Source organism: Enterococcus sp. PF1-24, from assembly GCF_029893325.1.
Lineage (GTDB): Bacteria > Bacillota > Bacilli > Lactobacillales > Enterococcaceae > HY326.
The window spans coordinates 1-25,219 of sequence record NZ_JARXWL010000003.1 but is presented as its reverse complement, the minus strand read 5'-3'; the positions used below and the strand labels follow the sequence as shown (position 1 = coordinate 25,219).

Here is a 25,219-nt window from a genome sequence, read left to right as displayed (position 1 = left end):
TTTCATACTGAAAATAAATACTTGCTCCAAGGTTTAATAAATGGTAATAATATCAATTCTTCCTTGGCGATTTGTCCCACTTTATTTTTCCGACTATCTTTATGAGGGACTAAAACAATTTGCAACTCATTTTTATATTTGCCAAAACCATCGTTTCCAATTACAACATCGCCAGGTTGAAATTCTTGATCATTATCATGAGGAGTGTTAGCCACTTGACTATATTTTTTGCGAACTTGCGTAGAGCGCACCACTTGTTCAGTAATATCGCCACGACGAAAATGTTGTTCATTTAAAACTATTTCTTTTTCCACTGGATTAATCCCTTTTACGAATTCAATCGTGAATTTCGCTTGATAGCGATTGACATTTGCCATAGCAGCTAGTTCAGCTTCTGAAGCATAGGCATTACCAATAATCACATCATCAATTAATCCTGTAGCAAATAAATGCTTAGTAGCAACTTCAATCGGCAAGTGTCGATGCATTTCCAAAGTTGGCAGCCCATCATTAATGTCCCAAGGACCAATTTCAGCAACTTGCGAAGTTACAAAAGCAGCCGTGCGAATCCCTTGTTGTTTAAAACGCAAACTACATTTTTCAAAGAAATCATAAGGCAACGCCGTACCTTCTTGTGGATAAAAATTATGACAGCCATACAAAAATGGTTTATTGGCTTGATAGGTTAAAATATTATCCAAATAAGCAACATCGTTACTCATATTCAACTCAATAATGACCTCTTGTGGATTATAGGTTAACATCGCCTCTTTATTACCGTCAAAGCCAGCATCTAAACGAATCCCGTCTGCACCTAACTCGTGGAAAAAAGTCATATCATCATAACTAATTCCTAAATCGTCAAAAATTCCTGGTACCACATCTAAAATTGTTTCATATCCCAAATCTTTAGCGAAATGAATTAAATTTTTAAACTTAGCAACCACTACCTCTTCGCCTTCACTAACTTCTAACATACTCATAAAGATACGAGTAAAACCATATTTTTTTGCTAATTTTAAGTACTCCTGATCAGCCTTCAAATCACTATGATCTGGATAAAGCGAAATTCCCAATCGTCGTTTCATACGTTTTTCCCCTGTTCCATTTCAGAATATTTTTCACGATACTTATAAGTAATAACCGCACTTGTCAAAATAGTGACGGTTGCTGCTAAAGGCCCAGCAATATGTAACCACGTTCCTACAATAATGCTCAACGCAATTAATAGCAACGAAACTAATAAAATATAACGTAGCTTCACTGTTGCTATTTTTTTAGGTAAACCTCTTTTTTCTACAATCGCTTGACTTAAAATCACTAAAAAAACATAATAAACAATCATTTCAATCACCAAAAGGCTAACCGTCTCTTGCAAATCAGGGATATTCACCCAAAATCCAAGAGAACTTATGTTAGCCTTCTTCCTTCCAAAATAGAAATCAGTAAATAATTAAATTATTCAGCTGCATTCAATTCTTTTTCAACTTGTTGTTTTTCAAAAACTTTAAAGAAAGGATAATAAATTGCCAAAGCAATTAAAAAGTTAATGATAACTAATATCCCCGCCATAACACTCCAGTTAGTACTCATCCATGCGGCAATCGGTGCTGGCATAGCGAATCCTAAACGAGCTGCCATTCTTGGAACAACATTTGAAATTGTCAAAAAGTACGATAAAGTCGTTGTAACTAACGGTGCAACAATAAACGGAATCGCTAAAACAGGATTCATAACAATCGGTGCCCCAAAAATCACAGGCTCATTAATATTAAAGATACCTGGTAAAAATGATAATCGACCTAAACTACGCAAATATTTTGATTTAGAAAACATAAATAGCACTACTAAAGCTAAAGTCGTTCCAGCACCACCAATCCAAACAAACCATTGTAAGAATTGTTCCGTAAAAATATTAGGTAAAGCATTGGCACTTACACCGTCAGTAAAAGCTTCAACATTTTCCGCAATTGACATATCCCAGAAAGGACGAATAACCGGGCCTAAAATTGCTGGTCCATGAATTCCTAAAACCCAGAAGAAACAGATTAGAAAAACTGTTAATAAACCGCCAAACAAACTATTTCCAGCTAAAATATCTTTAAAAGGCATTAACAAATCACTTAACAGACCATTAATGTCAAAACCAAACATATGACGAATTACCCAGAATAAAATTAAAATAACTGCACCCGGAATCATAGCCATAAATGAATTAGTAACTTCTGGCGGTACCCCTTCAGGCATTTTAATCGTAATGTTTTTCTCTAAAAAGAAGCGATAAATTTCAACAGAAACAATTGCTGTTAAAATCGCTCCAACCAAAGAACCCGATCCTAAGTTAGCAATGTTAATATACCGCCCAGCATCAATTACACCTTCCACACTTTCAAAAACTCGTAAAGGTGGTGCCGCAGTAACTAAAAAGGCCATTGTTGCTAAAATACCAGCCGTTAAAGAATCCAATTTATAAGAACGTGCTAGTGAAGCAGCAATTCCAAAAGTTGCATACAAAGCTAATAAACCAACTGTATAACGAAACGGCACATCAAGAACCGCTCGATATGGTTCAATTTTTGCTGCCAGTGAATCAATTGGAATATTAAGTAAAATCGTGAAAAAAGACCCGACAATTGTTAGTGGCATCGTTGCAATAATCCCTTTTCTAATTGCAATCATGTGCCGCTGATTACCAATTTTGTTTGCAAAAGGCATAATTTTTTGTTCAATTACAGCGTTAAACCCATTTATGTTTCATCCTCCTAATTTTTAGAGCGATAAGAACTTTAGCAATATTGGAATAATAAGAATAATTTCAAGTTCTGATAACTCTAATTCTCAAAAATGCATAACATTATAATGTTTGCACTTGTACTATACCATGGCTTTTATAAAATGTAAACGATTTTTCTTTGTTTGAATAAATAAATTTTTTCAATAGATATCCCTTGACGTCAACACGAAAAAAGCCACTACATTTAAACATAGTGACTTGCCTTTTACGTTTCATATTCAATATGATAAGGATGCTTCGCCGTATCGTAAATCGCTTGCGAATATTCAACCACGCTGCCATCTTCTGCAAAAGAACGGCGCACACGACGAATACCAATCATTTCTTCTGCCGCTAAAATCTCTTGTTCCTCAGCCGTTAATTGAACCGCTAAAAAATCATCTTCAAAAAAAGCAATCTCGTAACCATGAATTTTCAGCAAACGATATAAAGATTCTTCCGCAAATTCCTTCAAAGCCAACTTAGCCAAAGCCACCGGCAAATAGTGACTAAAATAAATATAAGGCACTCCTTCCAATAAATAAATCCGTCGAAAACGCAACACTCGCGCCCCAAAATGCTCCCGCAACTTATCATCAGCCGGCAAATTGATGATCTCTAAGTCCAACACTTGCTTTTCTAATTTCAAATTTGATTTTTGTAAAACTTGTGAAAAACTGGCGGCTTTCGATAATTTATTATACGGGCGGTCGCTTAAAACTGTCGTGCCTTTACCGCTTTTTTTGGCGACGTATTCATCACTAGCTAACAGCTCAATCGCTTTTCGCACCGTAATTTTACTTACACCAAACATTTCTTCAAATTCTTTTTCAGTTGGCAAAAAACTCCCCACAGGATATCTGCCAGAAATAATATCATTTTTTATTTTTTCAACAATTTCAAGATATAAAATTCGTGCCCGCTTCATTATAAACCCCTTATTAAATATTTATGTCTATCATCAACTCGTTGGCTGCAAATGATAAATCCAACACACTCTCTATTGACATCATAGCATAATCAAAGTTCCTTTTGATATCAAAATAAATATTTTCACTAAAAAATCATTAAGCTTTAACAAAAAAGAGCAGGGCATTTCGCCCTGCTTCCCATAACGATTAAATATATTAACTTTTCAGCAAAAACACTTTACCGAAGAAAGTCATTTGCTGATTATCGTGAATTAGGCCCGCACCATCCGTTAATAAAAACAGATCTTTTTCTATTTCAGCATAGACTTTAGTATCTTTCAACTCATGCGCTACATGAACATCGATCAAAAAATCATAGCGACCAATGCCTTTCGCCCCAGTCGTCAATTCTTCTTGATGATCTGGATTGATAAAAATTGTTTCCCCTAAATTTAAAGCCCCTGCACTAAAGCCAATTAACGGAATTTCGGTCTTTTTCAGAAAAGCCGTTAGCTCAGAATCATTGTGCAACAATTCATTTTGGTTAGTTAACGAACCACCCATCAAAAATACGCAACTGAAACTGGTAAAATCTAACTTTTCATCAGTATTATCATATAAAACAGCTTCTTCAAAAAAGATATTAGCCGCTTGAAAAGCATTCATTGTTTTCTCCAGATACTTCATTGACTGTTGAACATCTTTGCTTGTTGGAATAAATAATACCCGATTCCTCACCGCAAGAATTTCCGCTAAAGCTTCAACAAATAATTGATCTTCCATACTTTTAAAAAAATCACTAACTAAAATCTCCATCTCTTACCTCCTTTAGCTGAATAAATTTTATTATAATTTATATAATAAACATAAAATATAGCCAGCGTAGCAAAAGTAAACAACATCATAATCAACACAAAAACAAAAGGCTGTTCTATCATATTGCGAATCCCTTTAAAAAATGAATTTGCAATTACATTATTTTGACTTTGAATAACCATCTGATTTAAATAGTTTTTTACTTCCCTCATCGTCGGACTGTTTCCCATCGAAATTCCAAACTTACCAGAAGAAATGTTTCCTAACGCAAATCGGCCACCGACAACATTTCCAAAAGTAGCATAGCCCCACAAAATATTCCCCAAAGTCAATACGCCAACAGCCAACGTTCCGATAGAAACACCACCTAAAGCTAAAAGACCAGCAGCAAAAATCCCTAAAGAAAATCCCCCCACAGATATTAACCCTGCGCTAACTAACCCTAAGCTAATGACACCTTGTGAAACCAAGCCAACTGAAACAATTCCTTGGGAAAAGTGGCCAAAAGCAAAAACTCCTCTGGCAACAGGCGCTTTAGCCGTTGAACTATTTTTTCGATTGCTTCTATTTTTCAAAACAATATGAACTAGCGGAAAATCACTATCTCGGTTAGATTTATATTCAAAATAATCAACTTGTGTTGTAGCAAAATAGGTTTCATTCATTTCTTGCGCTAGCGCTTCTGGCGAACCCATTTTAGCTAATATCAGTGCTAATTCAACGCCTTCACTTTCTTCATCTTCAATCCGCACCAACAAATCATTCATGACTTCCACACATTTATCTGGTGCCAACGCCAAATATCTTTCTACTTCTTCTAAATAACGATATTTTTCTGACATCTGCTACTCTCCTCCTAAAAAACTAGTTACTTCCTGAGAAAAGCTAGACCATTCAGCAACCATTATTTCTAACTCTTTTTTTCCTAACTCGGTAATACAATAATATTTTTTGGGTTTACCATTATCGGAAGCCATTAACCATTTACTTTCAATTAACCCGTCTTCTTCCAATCGATATAAAATCGGATATAAACTCCCTTCCTTAATCGATAAATTTTCGTAGGCCGCCAAACTTTTAACAATTTTATAGCCATAGGTATCTTCTTGGGAAATAAGTTTTAAAATAATAATTTCCAGCACGCCTTTTTTTAACTGTTGCCTTATATTTTTCATCACAGCACCTTTCCTTTAGGTTCTATTAATTATTTACTAAATATCTTTTTTATTTTTATAAAGCTATTATACGAAATATACTTTGTAATAACAAGTATATTTTTATAAAATGTATAATTACCAAACTTTTATACTTTATTTTAAAAATAAAAAGCTTTTTCCAGATAGAAAAGCCAAAAAAATCCCTTGCTAAAATAGCAAGGGATTAGTCTTTAAAATTTAATTATTTAGCTAAAGCTGTTTTAGCTTGGTCAGCAAGAGCTGTAAATGCAGCTGCATCGTTAACTGCTAAATCAGCCAACATTTTGCGGTTGATGTCGATTTCAGCTAATTTCAAGCCGTGCATTAATTTTGAATAGCTTAAGCCATTCATACGAGCTGCAGCGTTGATACGTGCAATCCATAATTTGCGGAAGTCGCGTTTTTTCTGACGACGATCGCGATATGCGTAGCTGTATGATTTCATTACTTGTTCTTTAGCTGTTTTATATAACGTATGTTTAGAACCGTAGTATCCTTTTGCTAATTTAAGGATTTTTTTACGACGTTTACGAGTTACTGTTCCACCTTTAACACGTGCCATGGTTTAATTCCTCCTAATGATTACTCTCTTTTAAGTTTCTGTATTTCGCCTAATTGGCAGTTTATTTCATTCTTGCTAATTGTTGACGAATACGTTTGTAATCGCCACGACTTACCATGCTAGCTTTACGCAATTGACGGCGTTGCTTTTTAGTTTTCCCGTGGAAACGGTGGCTTGTAAAAGCACGGAATCTTTTCAATCCGCCTTTACCAGTACGCTTAACGCGTTTTGCTAAACCGCGGTGTGTTTTTTGTTTTGGCATGACTATTTCCTCCTCAAAAATCTTTCGTAAGTTTCTCAATTAGAATGTTACTTCTCGTTTTTCGGTGCCAGCGTTAAGAACATGCTGCGTCCGTCCATTTTCGCTTTTTGCTCTACTGTGGCAATATCTGCCGTTTCAGCTGCTAAACGATCTAGAACCTTTTGACCAATTTCTTTGTGGGTAATGGCACGGCCTTTGAAGCGGATTGAAGCTTTCACTTTATCGCCTTTTTCCAAGAATTTCCGTGCATTACGAAGTTTTGTATTAAAGTCATTTACATCAATTGTAGGACTTAAACGAACTTCTTTCACGCTGATCACTTTTTGTTTCTTACGAGCTTCACGTTCTTTTTTCTGTTGTTCAAAACGGAATTTCCCGTAGTCCATAATCCGAGCAACTGGTGGTTTAGCTGTTGGTGCCACTAAAACTAAATCTAAGTTTGCTCGCTCAGCAATTGCTAATGCTTCTACTTTTGACTTAACACCTAACTGCTCACCATCAGAACCGATCAAACGTAATTCTCTTGCACGAATGCCGTCGTTCACCATCATATCCTTTGCTATGGTCATTCACCTCCAAATAATTTAGAGAGTAAAAGCAATCCCAGGCAACAAAAAAACGAGTTCTTGTAAGAACCCGCGCCTATTCAATCTCACTAAGTAAATTAGTAAGGGAATAATATCTAGCCCAGCGACTAAATCGTCAACTAAGGCGAGAAGCGGGAGCCTCTGCTTTTATTTCTCAACTTTTATAGTTTAACGGTTTGCAGGTCAATTGTCAATCGATTCCTGCAAAATATTTTTATTCTTTTAGGACTTTAACTTTCGCCAACTATCTATTACTATTAAAGCAAGAGTAGGCTAATTGCACTTCAATTGCTTAAAAATAAATAAGGTCGTGAACAGATTATGAAAAAAGTTACGCCAATTTCACCAATTTTGCCAAAATTAACAGAAAACTTTTTAGATGTTGAAGAAGAAATGCTTTTTGATGGTAATTTATTTTTCCAACAAGATGTTAGTTATGCTTCTGGTAGCAACATTATTTTCCGCGGTTGCCAGTTAGATCATGTTACGCTGCGCAATAGTCGCTTCGAGCGTTTTGAATGTAGTAATGTGGTTTTTGATCATTGTGATTTATCTAATGCAGAATGGCTAGCTGCCAGCTTTCATCAAGTCGTTTTTAAAAATTGCAAATTAATCGGCACTAATTTTGCAGAAAGTTATTTGCGGGATTGTCAATTTATTGATTGCTTAGGCGAGTTCACTTCCTTTAGTCACGGAAATTTAAAAGTAGTTACTTTTGAAAACTGTCAGTTATCTCGCAGTGAATTTTTCGAGGTAGATTGGAAAAATTTATTGCTGAAAAACTGTAATTTAGATGATTCTAGTTGGTTCCACACTAAATTGCAAGGTTTAGATTTCCGCAGTAATCACTTTCAGTGGATTGCGCTTTCCCTTGAGTTATTGCGCGGCTTGCAAGTTAATCAAGAGCAAGCGATTGTCATCGCAACGGGGTTAGGGTTAGTGATTGAGGATTAAAAAAACAGGCGGTTATCAACGCAAATTGATAATCGCCTGTTTTATTTTTATTATTTATCGTAAGTAACGCCGTTAAATACGATGCCTTTTTTGGCAACTTCTACCGTAAATGGTTGAGTGTTAGTAACGGTTGTACTGTAACGTTCTTCAAAATCATCAACGTCCCAGCTAATAACCCATTCGCCGCCTTGATATTTAGCTTCAGTCGCTTTGTAGGCTTTGCCTTTATAGATGACTTCATTTTTCGTTAAGCCTACGCGGATTTTTGATTTATCAGAAGCGCTACGGCCTTCGAAGTTCCCTCTGATTTCAGCTGGAATCACTTCTTTAGAAACATCGGTAGAATAAACATACCAACCGATTCCTTCGTCTTGCCAACCAGCTTTAATCAATTGTTTCACTTCAGCCATATTAACTGTATAGTGATGGCTACCAATTTCCGCTTGTGGATTATAAACACGGTAGACTGGCACGGTTGTATTTAGAGATGAATAACCTGTTATCCCTTCATTATTCCAGCCATTTTTTTCCAAATGAGTTACTTCGTAGCCATTAATTGTATAATGGTGGTCACCAGTATTTGGATTGTACAGACGATGAATCGCATGACCGCCAGCATGAACTGGATAGGTCCACGCAACACCTTCATAATCCCAACCGTCTACAAACAAGCTGTCTCGCTCAAACATATTCCAAGTATATAAATGTTCGCCACTATTTGAATTATACATGCGATACATATCAACTGCCTGAGCTTCCTTACTAAAGAATAAAACACTACCTAATACTGCAACTAGACCAAAAAATATTTTTTTCATTAAAATAAAGCTCCTTTCATTTTATGTTGCAATTAAATTATACTACTTTTTGATAAAAAGCGAGCGTTTTCTTTTAAATCATCTTAAATGCACTTCAAAAAATCTTTATTTTATTAAGAATTTAGCTCAATTTTTTTCGGTTTATCGTTCCTTTTTCCATTCTTTTTGCCAGCCTTGTTGACTGACTAGAACAACTTCCGTGCCAATACCAATTTCTGAAGTTAAAGAAATTTCAATTCCTAGCTGTTGCGCAATTTCACGACTCATAAACAGCCCTAAGCCACTAGCTTTTTGATTTTCCCGACCATTAAAACCGGTATAGCCTTTTTCAAAAACCCGCGGGACATCTTCAGCTAAAATCCCTTGGCCGGTATCTTTAATATGCAACGCACCTGCTGAATCAGCTGGTGAAAAAATCGTAATCCCGCCAGTTTTTGTGTATTTAATCGCATTGAAAATCACTTGCTCTAAAATAAAGCAAAACCATTTTTCATCAGTAGTGATTTTCCCAGTTAAATTGTCCAATTGAACTTCTAAATCTTTATAGATGAAGAAACTCGCATATTTTTTAATGACTTTTTTCACCAATTCTTCTAAGGTAAAGGTTTCAAAGCGGAAATCATTATGAATCGACTGCAAGCGTAAATATTGCAACATCATATCTAAATACTGCTGAATTTTGAAAAGTTCATCTTTCATTTCTTTATTTATTGGCGGTTGGGTTTGCTGCACCATTAAATCCAAAGCCGCTAAAGGAGTTTTTATTTGATGAGTCCACAAACCATAATAGTCCATTAATTCTTTTTCCTGAATCTCCGCTTCAGAATTTAATCGCTGAATTTGTTGCGACACTTTTTGTAAAAGTTGTCGATAATCCCGTTCCAACAAGCCGCCTTTAACAAAATCCTCTTCTAACAACTGAAACCAGGGCTGTTTTTGCAACTTCACTAAAAATTGATGTTGCCGCCATAAGCGCCAACCACGATAACACAGAAAAATCCCTAGTACCGGCAAAGTAAAAAATAAAGCATCGCTATAAACAGCAAAAGCCACATCATGTAAATAAAAAGTACTAACAAACAAAGCCACTACCACTAAATAAATACTGATAAAAGCAAGATTTTCTTTCAATACTTCCCCGATAAAACTAACAATTTTACGCATCTTTTTTCACCAACATGTAGCCCATGCCTTTTATGGTATGAATCAAAGTCGGAAACCCATTAGCGTTGAGCTTTTTCCGCAAGCGCGTCATATTCACCGTCAAAGTATTTTTGCTAATAAATTCTTCGCTTTCCCACAATTTTTCCATAATCGCTTCTTTCGTTACGGTTTTTTCTGCGTTAGCAAATAATAAAGCGACAATTTTAGTTTCTGTCGGAGTTAAGTTGACGCGTTTTTCCCCTAAGCGCAATTCTCCTTCCAAAACATTTAACACCGCTTCTTGATAAACTAATTCCTGGTCATTTTCAATAAAAGTATAGTTCCGACGAAAAACTGCCTGCAACTTTGCTACTAATAAATCTAAATCGACAGGTTTACCGATAAAATCGTCGCCACCCATGTTCATCGCCATCAACTGATTCATCTTGTCATTAGCTGAAGATAAAAACAAAATCGGCACCGTCGATACTTTGCGAATTTCTTGACACCAATGGTAACCATTAAAATAAGGCAACGAAATATCTAACAAAACTAAATCCGGCTGAAATTCTTGAAATTCCGCCAAAACCTTTTGAAAGTCACTAACCACCGCCACATCATAGGCCCATTTCTCTAATTCATCATGCAGAATCTGACAAATTTTTTCATCATCTTCCACTAAAAAAATCTTATTATGTTGTTGCATCAACTCACCTGCTTTCTCGTTTTTTCACTTAAAATTATCTTATTAGAAAAAGCGGAGGAATGCAAGTTGGCACTTAGTGCAGTAGCAAAATCCATGCACAATTTAAAACAGTAAGCCTTTTCTATAGCAGAAAAAACAAAATATACCCATTTTTGTAATGATTTTATCCATTGCAAAGCAACGAGTTTATGCTAAGATAACTTATTAGCATAAACTTTTTAATTTTTATTTAGATAGATGGAGGGAAACAGTGCGTGATTTAACAACAGGAAGTCCAATTAAACTCATCTTCCTTTTTACCATTCCTTTATTAATTGGGAATATTTTTCAACAATTTTATAACATGGTGGATATGATTATCGTCGGGCAGACCCTAGGGAAAAACGCTTTGGCGGCGGTGGGAGCTACCGGCAGTATCACCTTTTTAATTCTGGGTTTTGCTCAAGGGTTAACGTCGGGGTTGTCGATTTTAACGGCGCAGCGCTTTGGGGCGCAAGATTATAAAGGGGTGAAACGCAGTTTTGCCACTAGTATAATTATTTGTATGGGCGTGACCGTTGTTTTAACAGCTTTAAGCTTACTATTAGTAGGGCCAATGCTGACTTTAATGCAAACGCCAGCCGAAATTTTCGATTTGGCTAAAAGTTTTATTTCGGTGATTTTAGCTGGGATTTTTGCTTCGGTTTCTTACAATTTACTTTCAAATATGATTCGGGCTCTGGGAGATAGTCGGACGCCGCTGCTCTTTTTAACGATTGCCGTGATTGTTAATGTGGGGTTGGATTTAACTTTTATCGTCATTTTCCATTTGGGGGTTGCTGGTGCAGCTTATGCAACGATTTTGGCGCAGCTAGCTTCCAGTATCGCTTGTATTATTTTTATTAAGTTCAAAGTGCCTAATTTACAACTACGTAAAAGTGATTTTGTCATTGATAAAAAAGAAATCCGCGACCATTTAAATATCGCTTTACCGATGGCTTTTCAAACTTCAATTATCGCGATTGGCGCGGTGATTTTACAAAGTGCTTTAAACAGTTTAGGAACCGATGAAGTTGCCGCTCAAGCAGCAGCTGGACGGATTGACCAATTTGCTACGCAGCCGATGATGTCATTTGGCGTTGCCATGGGAACCTTTACCGCTCAAAACTATGGTGCTAAAAAATATGGACGGATTTTAACTGGCGTTAAACAATCGCTGTTATTAAGCTGTGGTTTTAGTATTATCGCCGGCGTAACCGTCATCACTTTTGGCCATAATTTAGTGCAGCTCTTTGTGAATCAGTCAGAAACCAGAGTCTTTCAATTGGCGCAAATTTATTTCAATATTAACGGCTCAATGTATTGGATTTTAGCGATTTTATTTATTATTCGCTATACTTTACAAGGTTTAGGGCAGAGTGTGATTCCGACGATTGCCGGCATTATGGAATTGATTATGCGTTCTTTAGCGGCGATTTTCTTAACGGGGATTTTCGGTTATGCCGGAGCTGCTAGCGCTTCTCCGTTAGCGTGGATTGGCTCAGTGGTGGTGCTTTTGTATTCTTACTTTAAAGCAGTCAAACAATTGCAAGGGCTGGAGAAAGAGCAGGAATTACTTAGGGAATAAAAAATGGCGTGTCAGCTAATCGGTGCTGGCACGCCATTTTTTAATTGATTGAACGTTTTTTCAAAACCGTATGAGCGGGACTACCGATAAATAGCGGCACCGTTTCATAAGTAACATCACTATAACTTAAACCAAACCAATGCTCTGGCGAAGTTGTCCATCGTTTTAAAGCCAATTTCGCTTGTAAAATTTGGCGTTTGCCTTTGCTTAAATCGGTAATATTTGATAATTCTTCGTTGATTAAAACAAAGCGGAAATCCCCCACTTCTCGACCATGAGTTAAACTGTATCTTTGGGGTTGTTTCGGTAAATCGCCGTTTGCCATCAACTCTTGAATTACTTGTCGTAAATAAATATTGATATTTTGTGAAATCCGGAAACCAAGATATAATTTTAAACCGACGATAAAATCGGTATCTAACATATCCACTTCATACTCTTGCGTGAAGGGCTCGTCCGTCACTTGAACATTGACAAACCAGTAAGCCATCGCACGTTTAGGACGTTTATCCAAAATAGAATAGACAAAGCGTTTATCAATCACATCTTCTTCCATTTCTGGCACTAGGAAAACCACATTCGTTTGATATACTGGCACATCTTTATCCGCTCGTAAAGCTGCTAGCTGGGGAACATATTCCTTCAAAGAAACTTCATCCACCGCACTTTTTTGAATCTTGGTGCCTTCTTCCCAAATAAACATGATTGATAAAATTACCAAAGCAATCCCCACCGCTACGAAACCACCGTGGAAAAATTTAGTGATACTAGAGATAAAGAAGATGCTTTCCACTGCTGCAAAAAAGAGCGTAATTACATGGGCTAACCAACGCGCCGTTCCTTTTTGGATTAAATAGAAATACAATAAGAAAGTTGTCATTAACATTGTTACCGTAATGGATAGTCCATAAGCAGCTTCCATATGGGTTGATGTTCTAAAAGTAATAACAATTAGCGAACAAGACAACCATAATAATAAATTTACCGCCGGAATATACATTTGCCCGATACTGCTACCAGGATAAATAATTTTTAATCTCGGTAAAAGTTTTAATTTAATCGCTTCTGAAACTAAAGTAAAAGAACCAGAAATCAAGGCTTGTGAAGCAATAATCGCTGCCACTGCCGCAAAGCCCACCCCGAACCAGCGAATTTCTTGCGGCAACATTTGGAAGAAAGGGTTTAGGCTGTCAATTTTTTGCACCGCCACGTCATCTTTCACTTGTAGTAGCCAAGCCGCTTGTCCGAAATAATTTAACACCAAACAAATTTTTACATAAGGCCAACTGACACGAATATTTTTCTTGCCGACATGCCCTAAATCAGAATACAACGCTTCTGCTCCGGTAGTTGCTAAAAAGACATTACCTAAGATAAAAAGGCCTTTTTTATTTTCTTCACTTAATAACAACTTCACAGCATACATAGGATTTAGCGCCCGAATCACACTTAAATCTTCACTAAAGTGCATCAAGCCAATCACGCCTAAAAAAGTGAACCATAAAAACATAATCGGCCCAAACGCTTTCCCCACAAATTCCGTGCCGAAACGTTGCAGAATAAATAAAACCGAAATAATAATTAGCGTAATTACAACAATTATCTGTTGGTCATAACCAAAGCGCTCTAAAAAGCTGGGGATTCCTCGCAATCCTTCAATCGCTGTCGTCACTGTTACCGCCGGCGTCAAAACACCATCTGCCAACAGCGCTGCCCCACCAATCATCGCGGGGATAATCAAATACTTACTTTTCTTCCGCACCAAAGTATAAAGAGAGAAAATCCCACCTTCCCCATGATTATCGGCGTTTAAAGCAATCATCACATATTTCACCGTTGTTAATAAAGTCAGCGTCCAAAAAATTAGTGAAATCGCACCAATAATGAAATCCTCACTAATGCTGGCCAATCCGCCATTATCACCAACAATCGCCTTCATTACATAAAGGGGACTGGTCCCAATATCGCCATAAACAACCCCCATCGCTACTAAAAGTCCCGCAGCTGATAACTTTTGTTTATTTCCCTTTTTCATTAAAAACACCACTTTCTCCCTGAAAAGCAGAAATCACTAAGCAATTAAAAACTTAGCGTTTCCCACTAATCCATAGACAATTAATTGTGCTACTTTAAAAAATATCTTACCTCGTCTTAATTGTCAGTCGAAAGGCTTTGAAAGTCAATTGATACGCACTTTTTAAAGGAATGTGGCGAAAAAATTGCAGGAAGACAAAAAACTCCGTAAATTGCGGAGTTAAATCAGTATTTATGTTGCTTGTTGTGGTTGTTTTATTTTTTCATAAACTATTAATTACCACTCTGTCTCTATTTCTACTTTTCCTAAATCTTCAAGTGAATACGCACTTGGGTAGATAGCAAGCTATTTCTCAAAAACCGCTACCTTGCTTCAACCCCTTCACTTCTTCTTCCGTCAACTCACGGTATTCCCCTAAAGCTAAAGCTTCATCTAAAACCAAGCTCCCCATTCGCAAGCGTTTCAGATAAGTAACTTCTTTCCCTACCGCGTGAACCATCCGTTTAACTTGATGAAATTTTCCTTCATGGATAATCAGCGTAATTTCAGAAATTTCAGCAGCTTCATCCACTTTTAAAATTTTTAAATCAGCTGGTTGCAACAGGACTTCTGATAATTCAATGCCAGCTGCGAAAGTTGCCACGTCTTCTGCGGTCATAACGCCAGCGACGCGGGCGTAATATTCTTTTTCAACGTGTTTTTTGGGAGATAGTAACTGATGAGCTAGCTCACCATCGTTGGTAATCAGCAGCAAGCCTTCGGTATCTTTATCTAAGCGCCCCACGGGAAATAAACCTTCCCGCCACACTTCAGGTAATAAATCCATCACCGTTTGTTGCTGGGCGTCCTTAGTTGCGGTGATAACCCCGGCTGGTTTATGCAATAAATAATAGAAAAATGCTTGATATTGCAAAAGTTCTCCTTCATATTTTATTACATCATTCGTTTCAGAGACTTGAAATTTATCGCTAGTCACGATTTTTTCATTGACTGTTACGCATTTTTTCTTAATCAATTGTTTGACTTCTTTTCGGCTGCCTAAGCCAACTTCAGCTAAAAATTTATCTAAGCGCATGAAAATCCTCTTTTCAATTTTTTGAAAAAAGCTGAGCCTTGTTAAAGGTCTCAGCTCTTAATTATTTCATTCGTAATTTACTTTTTACTCGGTTAACCATGGATTCACCTAATAATTTTTCGGCTAATCCGGTTTGTAGTGCTAAATAGCCATAAACTGCGATACCAACCGCTGCCACTAGCAAGATAATGATAAAGGACTGCATGCGGCTATTTGGGTCAAGAACTAAGTAAGCAACTTGACGTGTCAACAAAGCCGCCACCCCCATCACCAATGTTAAAATGAAGATTAACAAGCAACGTTTCAAGGTGAATGTCAAACCAAAACGAGTTACATGATAAATTTTGCGAATGATTAAGTAGCAAGTTACTGCTAAACCAATAATTGTTGCGATTAATGGGCCGTAAACTTCAGCTAAACGAATCGCTGGTATTTGAACGGCAATTTTTACCATTAAGCCAATTAATAAATATTGGACGGTTGCGATATTTTCAAACAAGCCTTGTAGCATAGTGGAAACCAACGTGTACAAGCCTAAAAACAAACCGGCAAAGCAGGCTTCAATCAAGACTAGACTACCCAATTTATCTGGTTGATAGAACAAAGTATTTAAAGGATAAGCCAAGACAATCATCCCGATGGTTGCGGGTAAAATCACAAAGGCAAACAGTTGGAAATTGTCACAAATCATTTTCGCTAATTCTTTACGCTTGTTTAAAGCAAAACTTTCGGTAATTAACGGTAAGCTGGTTAACGCCAGCGAAGTTCCTAGGGAAATAACCACCATCGTTAATTTATCAGGATTCGCATTAAAAGTGGCGTACAATTCAACCACTTGATTATGTGAAAAATCAGTGATGCTTTCCATGTAACGCACAAAGGTTACTTGGTCAACAATTTTGAATAAAGTAATCCCTGCCCCGACAATAATGAAAGGCACAGCTTCTTTTAACGTCTGAATCAATAAATCCGTAGCAGATACCTCTAACTGATTAGCACTGTGAGCCACTCTGTCATCCAGAACCGCTCTTTGCTTTTGGAAATAGTAAACTAAAACTATTAAACTCCCAATCATTCCGATAAAAGCTGCTAAAGTTGAATGAGTAACTGCCGCTAAGTAATCGCCTTTCATCACTTTCATAATGATAAAAGTCGCCATTAGCATATAAAATACGCGCGCCGCTTGCTCAACAATTTGCGATAAAGCATAAGGCATCATATCTTGATTTCCTTGGAAATAACCGCGGATGACCGCCATTACTGGGAAAACTAAAACCGCAACACTTAAAGACCGCATTGAAGGAATCAATTCTGCCCCGCCACCGGAAGCCTCAGCTAACCAGGAAGCCCCAAAGAACATCACCACCGCCGAGACGGCTCCTAAAATCCCCATAATTTGTAAGGCTTTTACAAATAATTTTTGGCTGACGCCATATTCATTTTTTGAATTATAGTAAGCCATTTGTTTGGCAATAGCTGAAGGAATCCCCGCAGTTGAAATTGTCAAAAACAGCGAATAAATGGTATAACTCATATTAAACAGCCCGTTAGCCGTTTTCGCATTTGCACCAAGCCAAGCATACCAAGGAATAATGTAAATTACTCCTAATAAACGGGAAGTAATATTACTAATCATCATCCAAGCTGAGCCTTGTGCCATTTTTTCTTGACTTGTTAACTCTCTTTTTGTTTTTTCCATAAAAAAGGGTCCCAACTTTCCACAAAACATTACTTCTATTTTAATTGTAAACGATAGAACTAGCAATCTATTTTCGCAAATCTTTAAAGAGTTTTTCCTATTTTTTTTATAACTCAGGAAAAATCAGAAAAAAAGTCAGATTATCTGAAAATTTTCCGGAAATTTACGCATATTTGTTCAGAATAATAGTCTGTTACTTCAGAAATAACCTAGTCTTTTGATTTTTTCATAAAAAATCGCCTATTCCCCATCTTCTAAGCCTTTAGTCCAATATATTTCATTAAGAAAAAGCGTTATAATGAAAACGGATGCACAGACTGTATTTTCTACTTCAAGCAACAGGCAGATTTTCTATAAATTAGGAATGGAGTTGTTCTTAAAAGTGAGTAGTTATTTAAACAAATTTAAAGATGCTTGGACTAAAAAAGGCTTTTCGATTGAGCCGCAAGACGATTTTCCTGAAAAAGCTACTGAACCGCAAATTGTCGCTGAAATTATTCACTATGCTGAAAAAAACGAAAGTGTTCCGCTAAAATTTGTCTCCAAACAAAAACCAATTCGCTTTTATTTAGGGGAAACACTCTATGAAGCTACTGTCACTAAGCCTCAATTACAAACCTTTGTCATAGGATATCCCCGACTCCCCGTTGGTCCCTATATCGCTTGCCGAGAAATTTAAAATAGGAAAAAAGGGAATGTCCCGCTGGCTAAACTTAGCGCAAAGCTAGTTTTTCCAGCCGGGACATTCTTTTTTTAATTTGCTACAATATTTACTAATTTATTTGGTACAACAATGATTTTGCGGATAGTTTTGCCAGCAATTTGTTCTTTGATAGCTGCATTTTCCATCGCAGCAGCTTCTAAATCAGCTTTGCTTAAATCACGGGCAACATTTTCTTTTGCTCGCAATTTACCGTTAACTTGGAAAACAACTTCAACTTTGTCTTCCACCAATTGGCTTTCGTCATAAGTCGGCCAAGAAACATAAGAAATACCATCTTGGTTGCCTAAGATTTCCCATAATTCTTCCCCTAAATGCGGAGCGATTGGCGCTAATAACTGGACAAAGCCTTCAACGTATTCATAAGGTAAGACTTCAGATTTATATGCTTCATTCACAAAGACCATTAATTGTGAAATCGCGGTATTAAAGTGTAGACTTTGATAATCTTCGGTAACTTTTTTAACTGTTTGATGATAAACTTTAGTTAATTTACCATCGTTAAAGGTGCTGATGCGATCTCGCATTTTGCCGTTTTCATCGACTATTAAGCGCCATACCCGCTCTAAGAATTTACGGCTACCTTCCAGACCGTTTTCGCTCCAAGCGATTGAAGCATCTAAAGGTCCCATGAACATTTCGTACATTCTTAGCGTATCCGCGCCGTAATGTTCCACCACATCATCAGGGTTGACAACGTTTTTCAGCGATTTACTCATTTTAGCTGGTGCTTCTTCTAAAGCTTCCCCGTTTTCGATATTCACCCATTGACCATCGCGTTTTTCTACCATGTTAGTTGGTACCAACGCGCCACGGCTATCACGATAGCTAGTTCCTAAAATCATACCTTGGTTATATAATTTTTGGAAAGGTTCTGAAGTTGGCACTACGCCGATATCATACAAGAATTTATGCCAGAAACGCACATATAATAAATGTAAAACCGCGTGCTCAGCGCCACCAATATAAATATCTACTGGCAACCAACGCTCTAATTTTTCATAATTAGCTAATTCTTTTTTATTATGTGGGTCAATATAGCGTAAATAATACCATGAGCTACCTGCCCATTGTGGCATAGTGTTAGTTTCTCGACGACCTTTTTTACCAGTTACGGGGTCAACCACGTTCACCCACTCAGTAATGTTAGCTAAAGGTGATTCGCCCGTACCGCTTGGTTTAATATCATCGGTTTTCGGCAAACGTAATGGTAATTCTTCTTCAGGAATCGTTGTGGTTGTGCCGTCTTCCCAATGAATCACGGGAATTGGTTCACCCCAATAACGTTGACGAGAGAACAACCAATCCCGCAAACGATAGCTAACTTCTTTTTTACCAACGCCTTGTTCTTCCAGCCAGTGGTTCATTTTTTCAATGGCATCAGCTTTGTTTAAGCCATCAAGGAAGCCAGAGTTAATGTGAAGACCATCGCCAACGAAAGCTTCATTCGTCACATCGCCACCTGCCAAAACAGGAATAATTTCTAAATCGAAAGTTTTAGCAAATTCGTAATCTCGCTCATCGTGGGCTGGCACCGCCATAATCGCCCCAGTTCCGTAAGAAGCTAAAACGTAATCGGCAATCCAAATTGGAATTTGTTGATTATTGACAGGATTAATGGCATAAGCACCGGTAAAGACGCCGGTTTTTTCTTTCGCTAAATCCGTCCGGTTTAAATCAGATTTTTTAGCCGCTTCTTCAATATAAGCTGCTACCGCTGCTTGTTGCTCAGGGGTCGTGATTTTTTGAACTAAAGCCAATTCTGGTGCTAAAACTGCATAAGTTGCCCCAAATAAAGTATCAGGTCGTGTGGTGAAAACGGTGAAGTCTTCTTGGCTATCAGCAATTTTAAAGGTAACATTGGCCCCAACTGAGCGACCAATCCAGTTCCGTTGCATTTCTTTGATGCTTTCAGGCCAATCAACCGTTTCTAAATCATCTAATAAACGATCAGCGTAAGCAGTAATTTTTAACATCCATTGACGCATTGGTTTGCGGACAACATCGTAGCCGCCACGTTCACTTTTTCCGTCAATGACTTCTTCATTAGCGATAACTGTACCCAATTCTGGCACCCAGTTAACCGCCACTTCAGCTTCATAAGCCAAGCCTTTTTCATATAATTTAGTGAAAATCCATTGGGTCCATTTGTAATATTCAGGATCGGTAGTATTCAATTCACGATTCCAGTCATAACTAAAGCCCAAAGAGTTAATTTGACGTTTAAAAGTTTCGATATTTTTCTTAGTAAATTCAGCCGGATCATTCCCAGTATCTAAAGCGTATTGCTCTGCTGGTAAACCAAAGGCATCCCAACCCATTGGATGCAAGACGTTGTATCCTTGGCTGCGTTTCATACGAGATAACGCATCAGTTGCCGTATAACCTTCCGGATGCCCAACGTGCAAACCTTGCCCTGACGGATAAGGAAACATATCTAAAGCATAAAATTTCGGTTTATCCCCTTCATCGTGGGTATTGAAAACATTATTTTTCGCCCAATATTTTTGCCATTTTTTCTCAATGACCTTATGATTAAAACTCATTACCTATTTCTCCTTTGAAAGTTTATTTAATTGGAAATAATAAAAAGCCCTATAAAAAAAGTTGCCTTCTTTTATAGGACGTAAATTACGTGGTACCACCTATTTTCATCTATATTTGCATATAGACCTCTTGCTTTTAACGCAGCTTTGCGTCCCTATTTTTTAGGAAAATAGCTAAAAGGTAAGTTCAAACCGCCAATCTATGCATTCCCACCAACCATGCACTCTCTAACAAAATCATCAGTTTTACTACTCCTCTATCAAAGCCAAACTATTCAATTTAGCTTTATACTAGCAAATTTTATAAGATTAAGCAAATTTTTTATCAAAAAGCGGAGAAGCTTGTTCTGCACCTCTCACAACAAAAAAATAAACCTCCAAAACTGGAGGTTTATCAATTTTTATTCTTTAACTTTCAATTCTTGATCAATTTGAATGTCATCAGAAGTTAAATTGTTCAGCTCTTTCAATTTATCAACTGTTAAGTCATGTTTTTTAGCGATTGAGTACAAAGTATCGCCAGATTTAACTTTATATTTTTCTTCACCGTTAACGCTTGTACCGCCGCCATTACCAGAAACTGTTAACTCTTGACCCACATAAACGGAATCATCAGAGATGTTGTTCCAAGCTTTTAATTGATCGACGCTAATATTGTGATTTAAAGCAATGCGGTATAAATTATCACCTGATTGTACAACGTATTTTGCGCCATTGCTTGGTGCTGGTGTACTTGGTGCGGCTGGAGCAACGGGAGCTGGTGCCCCTGCGCTAGAGCCAGAAAGCGCTAATTGTTGGCCAATGCTAATATTATCACTAGTTAAACCGTTCCAGCCTTTCAAATCAGCAACGCTGACGCCATTTTTCAAAGCAATCCGATATAAATTATCGCCGGCTTGTACGGTATAAACGCCGCCAGGATTATTAGCTGGTGCTGATGAAGCGGGTGGTGTTGCTGCCCCACTACCAACATTTAATTGTTGACCGACATAAATCGTATCACTAGTTAAATTGTTCCAACTTTTCAGATTAGCAAGGCTCACTTGATTGTTTAAAGCAATGCGATATAAGGTATCGCCAGATTGCACGGTATAAGTGCCACCTGCGCCACCATTATTAGTACTTTCAGCAGGTGCGGCTGCCCCGCCACCATTTGCAGAAACAACTAATTGTTGGCCGACTTGGATACCGTCGCCAGCTAAACCATTCCAGCCTTTAATTTCATCAACACTTACGTTATTGTTTAACGCAATTCGGTATAAAGTATCGCCAGACTGAACAGTGTAAGTTGCGCCGTTACTTGGTGCTGTCGTGGTGTTAGTTGGTGCGCTTTCGCCGCCACCTTGACCAATCACTAATTGTTGGCCAGCTTGAATTCTATCACTACTTAAACCGTTCCAAGCTTTCAAATCAGAAACTGTAACATTATGATTTAAAGCAATGCGATATAAAGTATCACCAGATTGTACAGTATAAGTTTGACCGTTAGCGCTTGGTGTTGCACTTGTGCTACCACCTGAGCTAATTCCGCCACCGATACCGCCGCCTGCGCCACCTGTATCATATTGAGTTAAATTATAAGTAGTAATAATATTGTTTAATTTAGTTGAATAGTTAGGATCCGTTGCATAACGGCCAGTTAACCAAGCAGTTGCATCGCGGTAAGAAGAAGTATTGCTCTTCCAAGCACCAGAATAGTAATAAGTGCCGCCACCAAAAGATTGGTTTTTCAATAAATAAGCATTATCTGCAAATGACTCTGCATAAGATGGATATTTACGGAAACTATCCGTAATAGTGACCCACTGACCGTTTAAATATTCTCCAGTAGGCATCGCTACGCTTTGTCCGTTATAATTGCCTTTAATCCCAAATAAGTTATAATTTGGTGCTGATGCTAAAGCACTAGTTCCCCAACCACTTTCGACAATCGCTTGAGCCATCATAACTGAAGCGTATAAATCGTTAGCTGCTGCAATACCGCTAGCATAGCTGCCAATTTCTCTAATAAAAGCTGATGGATCGACATTTGCTGTATTAGTCGCTTCCGCTTGAATAGTTGGTGTAAGTGGTAATAAAGCTGTACATGAAATCATAGCCGTCCCTAAAATGGCCATGCTCTTTTCAGTTTTTTTACGATTATCGATACGTTTATTGTACCGAGATATCTCACGTTGATTACGCATTTCTTTGACTTCCCTCCGTCTACCTAGAATTCATTTTGTAAATAAAAATCATGCTTTACTTAATTGTCCATTATCAATTATATATAAAATAAACGGGTGTGAAAAGCGATTCAGCCGAATTTAATATTGCGTAAACACTTTGTAATATGAATCAAATACTTACTGTAATATTTGTTTTCTTACTTGTTTAAGAAACTTTTAGAAAACTTTTAAAAAGTTGTAACCGCCACTTTTTATCAGTATAATGGACAAGCATAGTATCTGAAATGATTTCAATTACTAATTATAATAGAAGAAAATTACTCGAGGTTCTGATTATGAAAAATAAACTTTACTATCAATTTTTTAGCAGCTGCTGCTTGTTAGTCTGCTTTTTTTTAGGCTATGTGGTTCGTTTCCACGAAGGTTGGTTGCGCTCTTTTGATGATATTTTAACCAATGCTATTCGTTTCAGCTATCCTAATGGTCATGGCTTTTTTATGTGGATTACTAAATTCGCTAATCCGTTAAGCATTGTTTTATTGGTGGCGGCTTGTGCTTTACTACTATTAAAAGGCAAACGCTACATAGAAAGTTTATGGCTGGTTAGCAATTTAGCGATTGTTTCTGGGGTGTTTAATCCTTTGTTGAAATTAGTTTTCCAAAGAAACCGGCCAACACTAGAGCATTTGGTGGTTGAGCATAGTTATAGTTTCCCTAGCGGTCACGCGGCGGCTAGTATGATTTTTTACGGCACTTTGATTGTTTTATTGGGAATTTTTATCAGCAATCAAAAAGTGCGCTTAGCTAGTCAAATTTTATTAGGTTTGCTGATTTTATTAATTGGTTGCAGCCGAGTTTACTTAGGGGTGCATTTCCCTAGCGATATTATCGGCGGCTATTTGGTGGGTCTGACTTGGTTAACTTTCACTTATCCCTTCTTCGACCAGCTACGTTTCACTTGGCGCTTCAAGGGCAAGCAAGCATAAAAACAACGACAAAAGGAAGCTATTTAATGGAGAAAAAAAGATATTACACTTGGAATGATGCCTTACAAGAAAAGTTTGGCGGAAAAATTTTTAAAGTGCCGATTGATGCTGGCTTTGACTGCCCTAATCGTGATGGCACCGTGGCTTTTGGCGGTTGTACGTTTTGTAGCGTCTCTGGCTCTGGGGATACCATGGTAGCGCCTGAAGCCCCGATTCCGCAGCAATTTCATGAAGAAGTGGCTTTTATGCATCAGAAATGGCCAGAAGTCAATCAGTACATTGTTTATTTTCAAAATTTCACCAATACTCACGCCCCCGTGGCTGTGATTCGCGAACGTTTTGAACAGGTGGTTAATTTACCCGGTGTGGTGGGGATTGCCATTGGGACCCGACCTGATTGTTTGCCGCCAGATGTGGTAGATTATTTAGCAGAATTAAATCAACGCTTGTATTTATGGGTGGAATTAGGTTTGCAAACGACTTTTGAAGAAACCAGCCGCTTAATTAATCGCGCTCACGATTATGCCACTTACGTTGATGCGGTAGCTCGTTTACGCAAACATCAGATTAATGTTTGCACCCATTTAATTAATGGCTTACCAGGAGAATCTTTAGAGATGATGCGGGAAAATTTACGCCGCACGATTCTTGATTCCGATATTCAAGGGATTAAACTGCATCTGATGCACTTAATGAAAAACACCCGCATGTTGCGGGATTACCACGAAGGTCGCCTGCAATTAATGTCAAAAAAAGATTATATTTCCGTGATTTGTGACCAATTAGAAATGATTCCTGCTAATATCGTGATTCATCGCTTAACTGGCGATGCCCCTTGGGATTCGTTAATCGGTCCTATGTGGAGCTTGAAGAAATGGGAAGTTTTAAACGGCATTGACGATGAACTCAGCCGCCGTGATTCTTACCAAGGAAAATTTGCGCTTGTTCGTTAGAGACTTAAAAGGAGAGATTTCATGTTAGCGACGGCTTTACATTATAGCCATACTTTATTAAAAGAAGTCGTGGAAGCTGGCGACACCGTGGTAGATGCCACAATGGGGAACGGTAACGATACTTTATTATTAGCGCAACTAGTTGGCGAAAACGGCAAAGTTTACAGCTTTGACGTGCAAGCCAGCGCTGTCGCCAACACGCAAGCACGTTTAGCAAAAGAAAATTTGTTAAGCCAAAGCGAGTTGTTGCTGCAAGGCCACGAAACTTTAGCGGCGGTCTTACCAGCGGAAACGACGATTAAAGCTTGTATTTTTAATTTAGGTTATTTACCAAAAAGCGATAAGCAAATTATCACTTTACCAGCTACTACCAAGCAAGCTTTAGATGCAGCTTTAACTTTTTTAGCACCTAAGGGTCGGGTGATTATCGTGGCTTATTACGGTCACGACGGTGGGGCAGCTGAACTTTCCATGGTGGAAGAATATTGTCAAACTTTACCGCAAGAAGCTTACAGCGTTTTACGTTATCAATTTATTAACCAACGGAACTCGCCGCCGATTTTATTTTGCATTGAGAAAAAAGCCTAAAAAAAGCCACTCAGTTAAGTGTACCGACCCCCAAAAGTTAGACCAAAAATCTAACATTTGGAGGTCGGTATTTTTATGGCTAAATATAGTTTTGAACTCAAATTGAAAATAGTT

24 protein-coding genes and 2 other annotated features are annotated in these 25,219 nt (G+C 37.7%); of the genes, 6 read left to right on the top strand and 18 right to left on the bottom strand.

The window, feature by feature from the left end:
- Nucleotides 1-2: 2 nt before the first annotated feature.
- The 10 genes from M2139_RS01955 to infC form a co-directional block, all read right to left on the bottom strand.
- Entirely contained in the window at nt 3-1,088 is a 1,086-nt protein-coding gene (locus tag M2139_RS01955) for a MupG family TIM beta-alpha barrel fold protein (RefSeq protein WP_280737114.1), read from the bottom strand.
- Complete coding sequence (locus M2139_RS01950) at nt 1,085-1,393, bottom strand: hypothetical protein (protein ID WP_280737113.1); 309 nt, start codon at nt 1,391-1,393, stop codon at nt 1,085-1,087. Before M2139_RS01950 ends, M2139_RS01955 begins: the two co-directional genes overlap by 4 nt.
- A gap of 65 nt (nt 1,394-1,458) precedes the next feature.
- Nucleotides 1,459-2,751 carry a PTS sugar transporter subunit IIC gene (locus tag M2139_RS01945; RefSeq protein ID WP_280737218.1) on the bottom strand — a complete coding sequence of 431 codons (1,293 nt, stop codon included), beginning with the start codon at nt 2,749-2,751 and terminating at the stop codon, nt 1,459-1,461.
- Nucleotides 2,752-2,999: 248 nt separating this feature from the next.
- Complete coding sequence (locus M2139_RS01940) at nt 3,000-3,701, bottom strand: GntR family transcriptional regulator (RefSeq protein ID WP_280737112.1); 702 nt, start codon at nt 3,699-3,701, stop codon at nt 3,000-3,002.
- 199 nt (nt 3,702-3,900) lie between these two features.
- A complete protein-coding gene (locus M2139_RS01935; RefSeq protein WP_280737111.1) occupies nt 3,901-4,500 on the bottom strand; it encodes a Type 1 glutamine amidotransferase-like domain-containing protein in 600 nt (199 codons plus the stop codon).
- Nucleotides 4,488-5,342: a hypothetical protein gene (locus M2139_RS01930; protein ID WP_280737110.1), complete on the bottom strand. Its 855-nt coding sequence runs from the start codon at nt 5,340-5,342 to the stop codon at nt 4,488-4,490. The genes M2139_RS01935 and M2139_RS01930 overlap by 13 nt, the downstream gene beginning before the upstream one ends.
- 3 nt (nt 5,343-5,345) lie before the next feature.
- The gene (locus M2139_RS01925) at nt 5,346-5,675 is read right to left on the bottom strand and encodes a helix-turn-helix transcriptional regulator (RefSeq protein ID WP_280737109.1); all 330 of its coding nucleotides are present in this window, start codon (nt 5,673-5,675) and stop codon (nt 5,346-5,348) included.
- A gap of 223 nt (nt 5,676-5,898) precedes the next feature.
- Entirely contained in the window at nt 5,899-6,258 is a 360-nt protein-coding gene (rplT, locus tag M2139_RS01920; protein WP_280737108.1) for a 50S ribosomal protein L20, read from the bottom strand.
- A gap of 61 nt (nt 6,259-6,319) precedes the next feature.
- Nucleotides 6,320-6,520, bottom strand: a complete 201-nt coding sequence (gene rpmI, locus M2139_RS01915) for a 50S ribosomal protein L35 (protein WP_280737107.1) — start codon at nt 6,518-6,520, stop codon at nt 6,320-6,322.
- A 47-nt stretch (nt 6,521-6,567) separates the two neighbouring features.
- Nucleotides 6,568-7,089: a translation initiation factor IF-3 gene (infC, locus tag M2139_RS01910; protein ID WP_280737106.1), complete on the bottom strand. Its 522-nt coding sequence runs from the start codon at nt 7,087-7,089 to the stop codon at nt 6,568-6,570.
- A gap of 35 nt (nt 7,090-7,124) precedes the next feature.
- Nucleotides 7,125-7,260, bottom strand: a sequence feature (ribosomal protein L20 leader region).
- A gap of 168 nt (nt 7,261-7,428) precedes the next feature.
- Here infC and M2139_RS01905 point away from each other — a divergent pair.
- Nucleotides 7,429-8,061 (top strand): pentapeptide repeat-containing protein, encoded by a 633-nt coding sequence (locus M2139_RS01905; RefSeq protein WP_280737105.1) that lies wholly within the window; start codon nt 7,429-7,431, stop codon nt 8,059-8,061.
- Nucleotides 8,062-8,111: 50 nt separating this feature from the next.
- On the opposite strand, the gene M2139_RS01900 is transcribed toward M2139_RS01905, so the two are convergent.
- From M2139_RS01900 to M2139_RS01890, 3 genes are all read right to left on the bottom strand, one after another.
- On the bottom strand, nt 8,112-8,879 hold the full coding sequence (locus tag M2139_RS01900; RefSeq protein ID WP_280737104.1) for a M23 family peptidase: 768 nt from the start codon (nt 8,877-8,879) through the stop codon (nt 8,112-8,114).
- Between the two features lie 141 nt (nt 8,880-9,020).
- Complete coding sequence (locus M2139_RS01895) at nt 9,021-10,043, bottom strand: sensor histidine kinase (RefSeq protein ID WP_280737103.1); 1,023 nt, start codon at nt 10,041-10,043, stop codon at nt 9,021-9,023.
- The gene (locus M2139_RS01890; RefSeq protein ID WP_280737102.1) at nt 10,036-10,728 is read right to left on the bottom strand and encodes a response regulator transcription factor; all 693 of its coding nucleotides are present in this window, start codon (nt 10,726-10,728) and stop codon (nt 10,036-10,038) included. The genes M2139_RS01895 and M2139_RS01890 overlap by 8 nt, the downstream gene beginning before the upstream one ends.
- A 250-nt stretch (nt 10,729-10,978) precedes the next feature.
- On the opposite strand from M2139_RS01890, the gene M2139_RS01885 reads away from it, so the two are divergent.
- On the top strand, nt 10,979-12,334 hold the full coding sequence (locus M2139_RS01885; protein ID WP_280737101.1) for an MATE family efflux transporter: 1,356 nt from the start codon (nt 10,979-10,981) through the stop codon (nt 12,332-12,334).
- Nucleotides 12,335-12,374: 40 nt separating this feature from the next.
- On the opposite strand, the gene M2139_RS01880 is transcribed toward M2139_RS01885, so the two are convergent.
- The 3 genes from M2139_RS01880 to M2139_RS01870 all read right to left on the bottom strand — a co-directional run bounded on the left by M2139_RS01880 (nt 12,375) and on the right by M2139_RS01870 (nt 17,143).
- Nucleotides 12,375-14,369 carry a KUP/HAK/KT family potassium transporter gene (locus M2139_RS01880; protein ID WP_280737100.1) on the bottom strand — a complete coding sequence of 665 codons (1,995 nt, stop codon included), beginning with the start codon at nt 14,367-14,369 and terminating at the stop codon, nt 12,375-12,377.
- A gap of 352 nt (nt 14,370-14,721) precedes the next feature.
- Nucleotides 14,722-15,444 (bottom strand): pseudouridine synthase, encoded by a 723-nt coding sequence (locus M2139_RS01875; protein WP_280737099.1) that lies wholly within the window; start codon nt 15,442-15,444, stop codon nt 14,722-14,724.
- Between the two features lie 61 nt (nt 15,445-15,505).
- A complete protein-coding gene (locus M2139_RS01870; RefSeq protein ID WP_280737098.1) occupies nt 15,506-17,143 on the bottom strand; it encodes a polysaccharide biosynthesis protein in 1,638 nt (545 codons plus the stop codon).
- A 298-nt stretch (nt 17,144-17,441) separates the two neighbouring features.
- Here M2139_RS01870 and M2139_RS01865 point away from each other — a divergent pair, with 298 nt between their 5' ends.
- Nucleotides 17,442-17,822, top strand: coding sequence for a hypothetical protein (locus M2139_RS01865; protein WP_280739525.1), 381 nt, complete (start codon nt 17,442-17,444; stop codon nt 17,820-17,822).
- Between the two features lie 74 nt (nt 17,823-17,896).
- Here M2139_RS01865 and leuS read toward each other — a convergent pair whose 3' ends face one another.
- Nucleotides 17,897-20,410 carry a leucine--tRNA ligase gene (gene leuS / locus M2139_RS01860; RefSeq protein ID WP_280737096.1) on the bottom strand — a complete coding sequence of 838 codons (2,514 nt, stop codon included), beginning with the start codon at nt 20,408-20,410 and terminating at the stop codon, nt 17,897-17,899.
- Between the two features lie 71 nt (nt 20,411-20,481).
- Nucleotides 20,482-20,683 (bottom strand) — a binding site (T-box leader).
- Between the two features lie 128 nt (nt 20,684-20,811).
- Complete coding sequence (locus tag M2139_RS01855; protein WP_280737095.1) at nt 20,812-22,596, bottom strand: LysM peptidoglycan-binding domain-containing protein; 1,785 nt, start codon at nt 22,594-22,596, stop codon at nt 20,812-20,814.
- 317 nt (nt 22,597-22,913) lie between these two features.
- Between M2139_RS01855 and M2139_RS01850 the strand changes: the two genes are divergently transcribed.
- The 3 genes from M2139_RS01850 to M2139_RS01840 are packed head-to-tail and all read left to right on the top strand — an operon-like array spanning nt 22,914 to nt 25,105.
- Nucleotides 22,914-23,564, top strand: a complete 651-nt coding sequence (locus tag M2139_RS01850; protein WP_280737094.1) for a phosphatase PAP2 family protein — start codon at nt 22,914-22,916, stop codon at nt 23,562-23,564.
- A gap of 26 nt (nt 23,565-23,590) precedes the next feature.
- A complete protein-coding gene (locus M2139_RS01845) occupies nt 23,591-24,517 on the top strand; it encodes a TIGR01212 family radical SAM protein (protein WP_280737093.1) in 927 nt (308 codons plus the stop codon).
- Nucleotides 24,518-24,538: 21 nt separating this feature from the next.
- Complete coding sequence (locus tag M2139_RS01840) at nt 24,539-25,105, top strand: class I SAM-dependent methyltransferase (RefSeq protein ID WP_280737092.1); 567 nt, start codon at nt 24,539-24,541, stop codon at nt 25,103-25,105.
- Nucleotides 25,106-25,219: the final 114 nt, after the last annotated feature.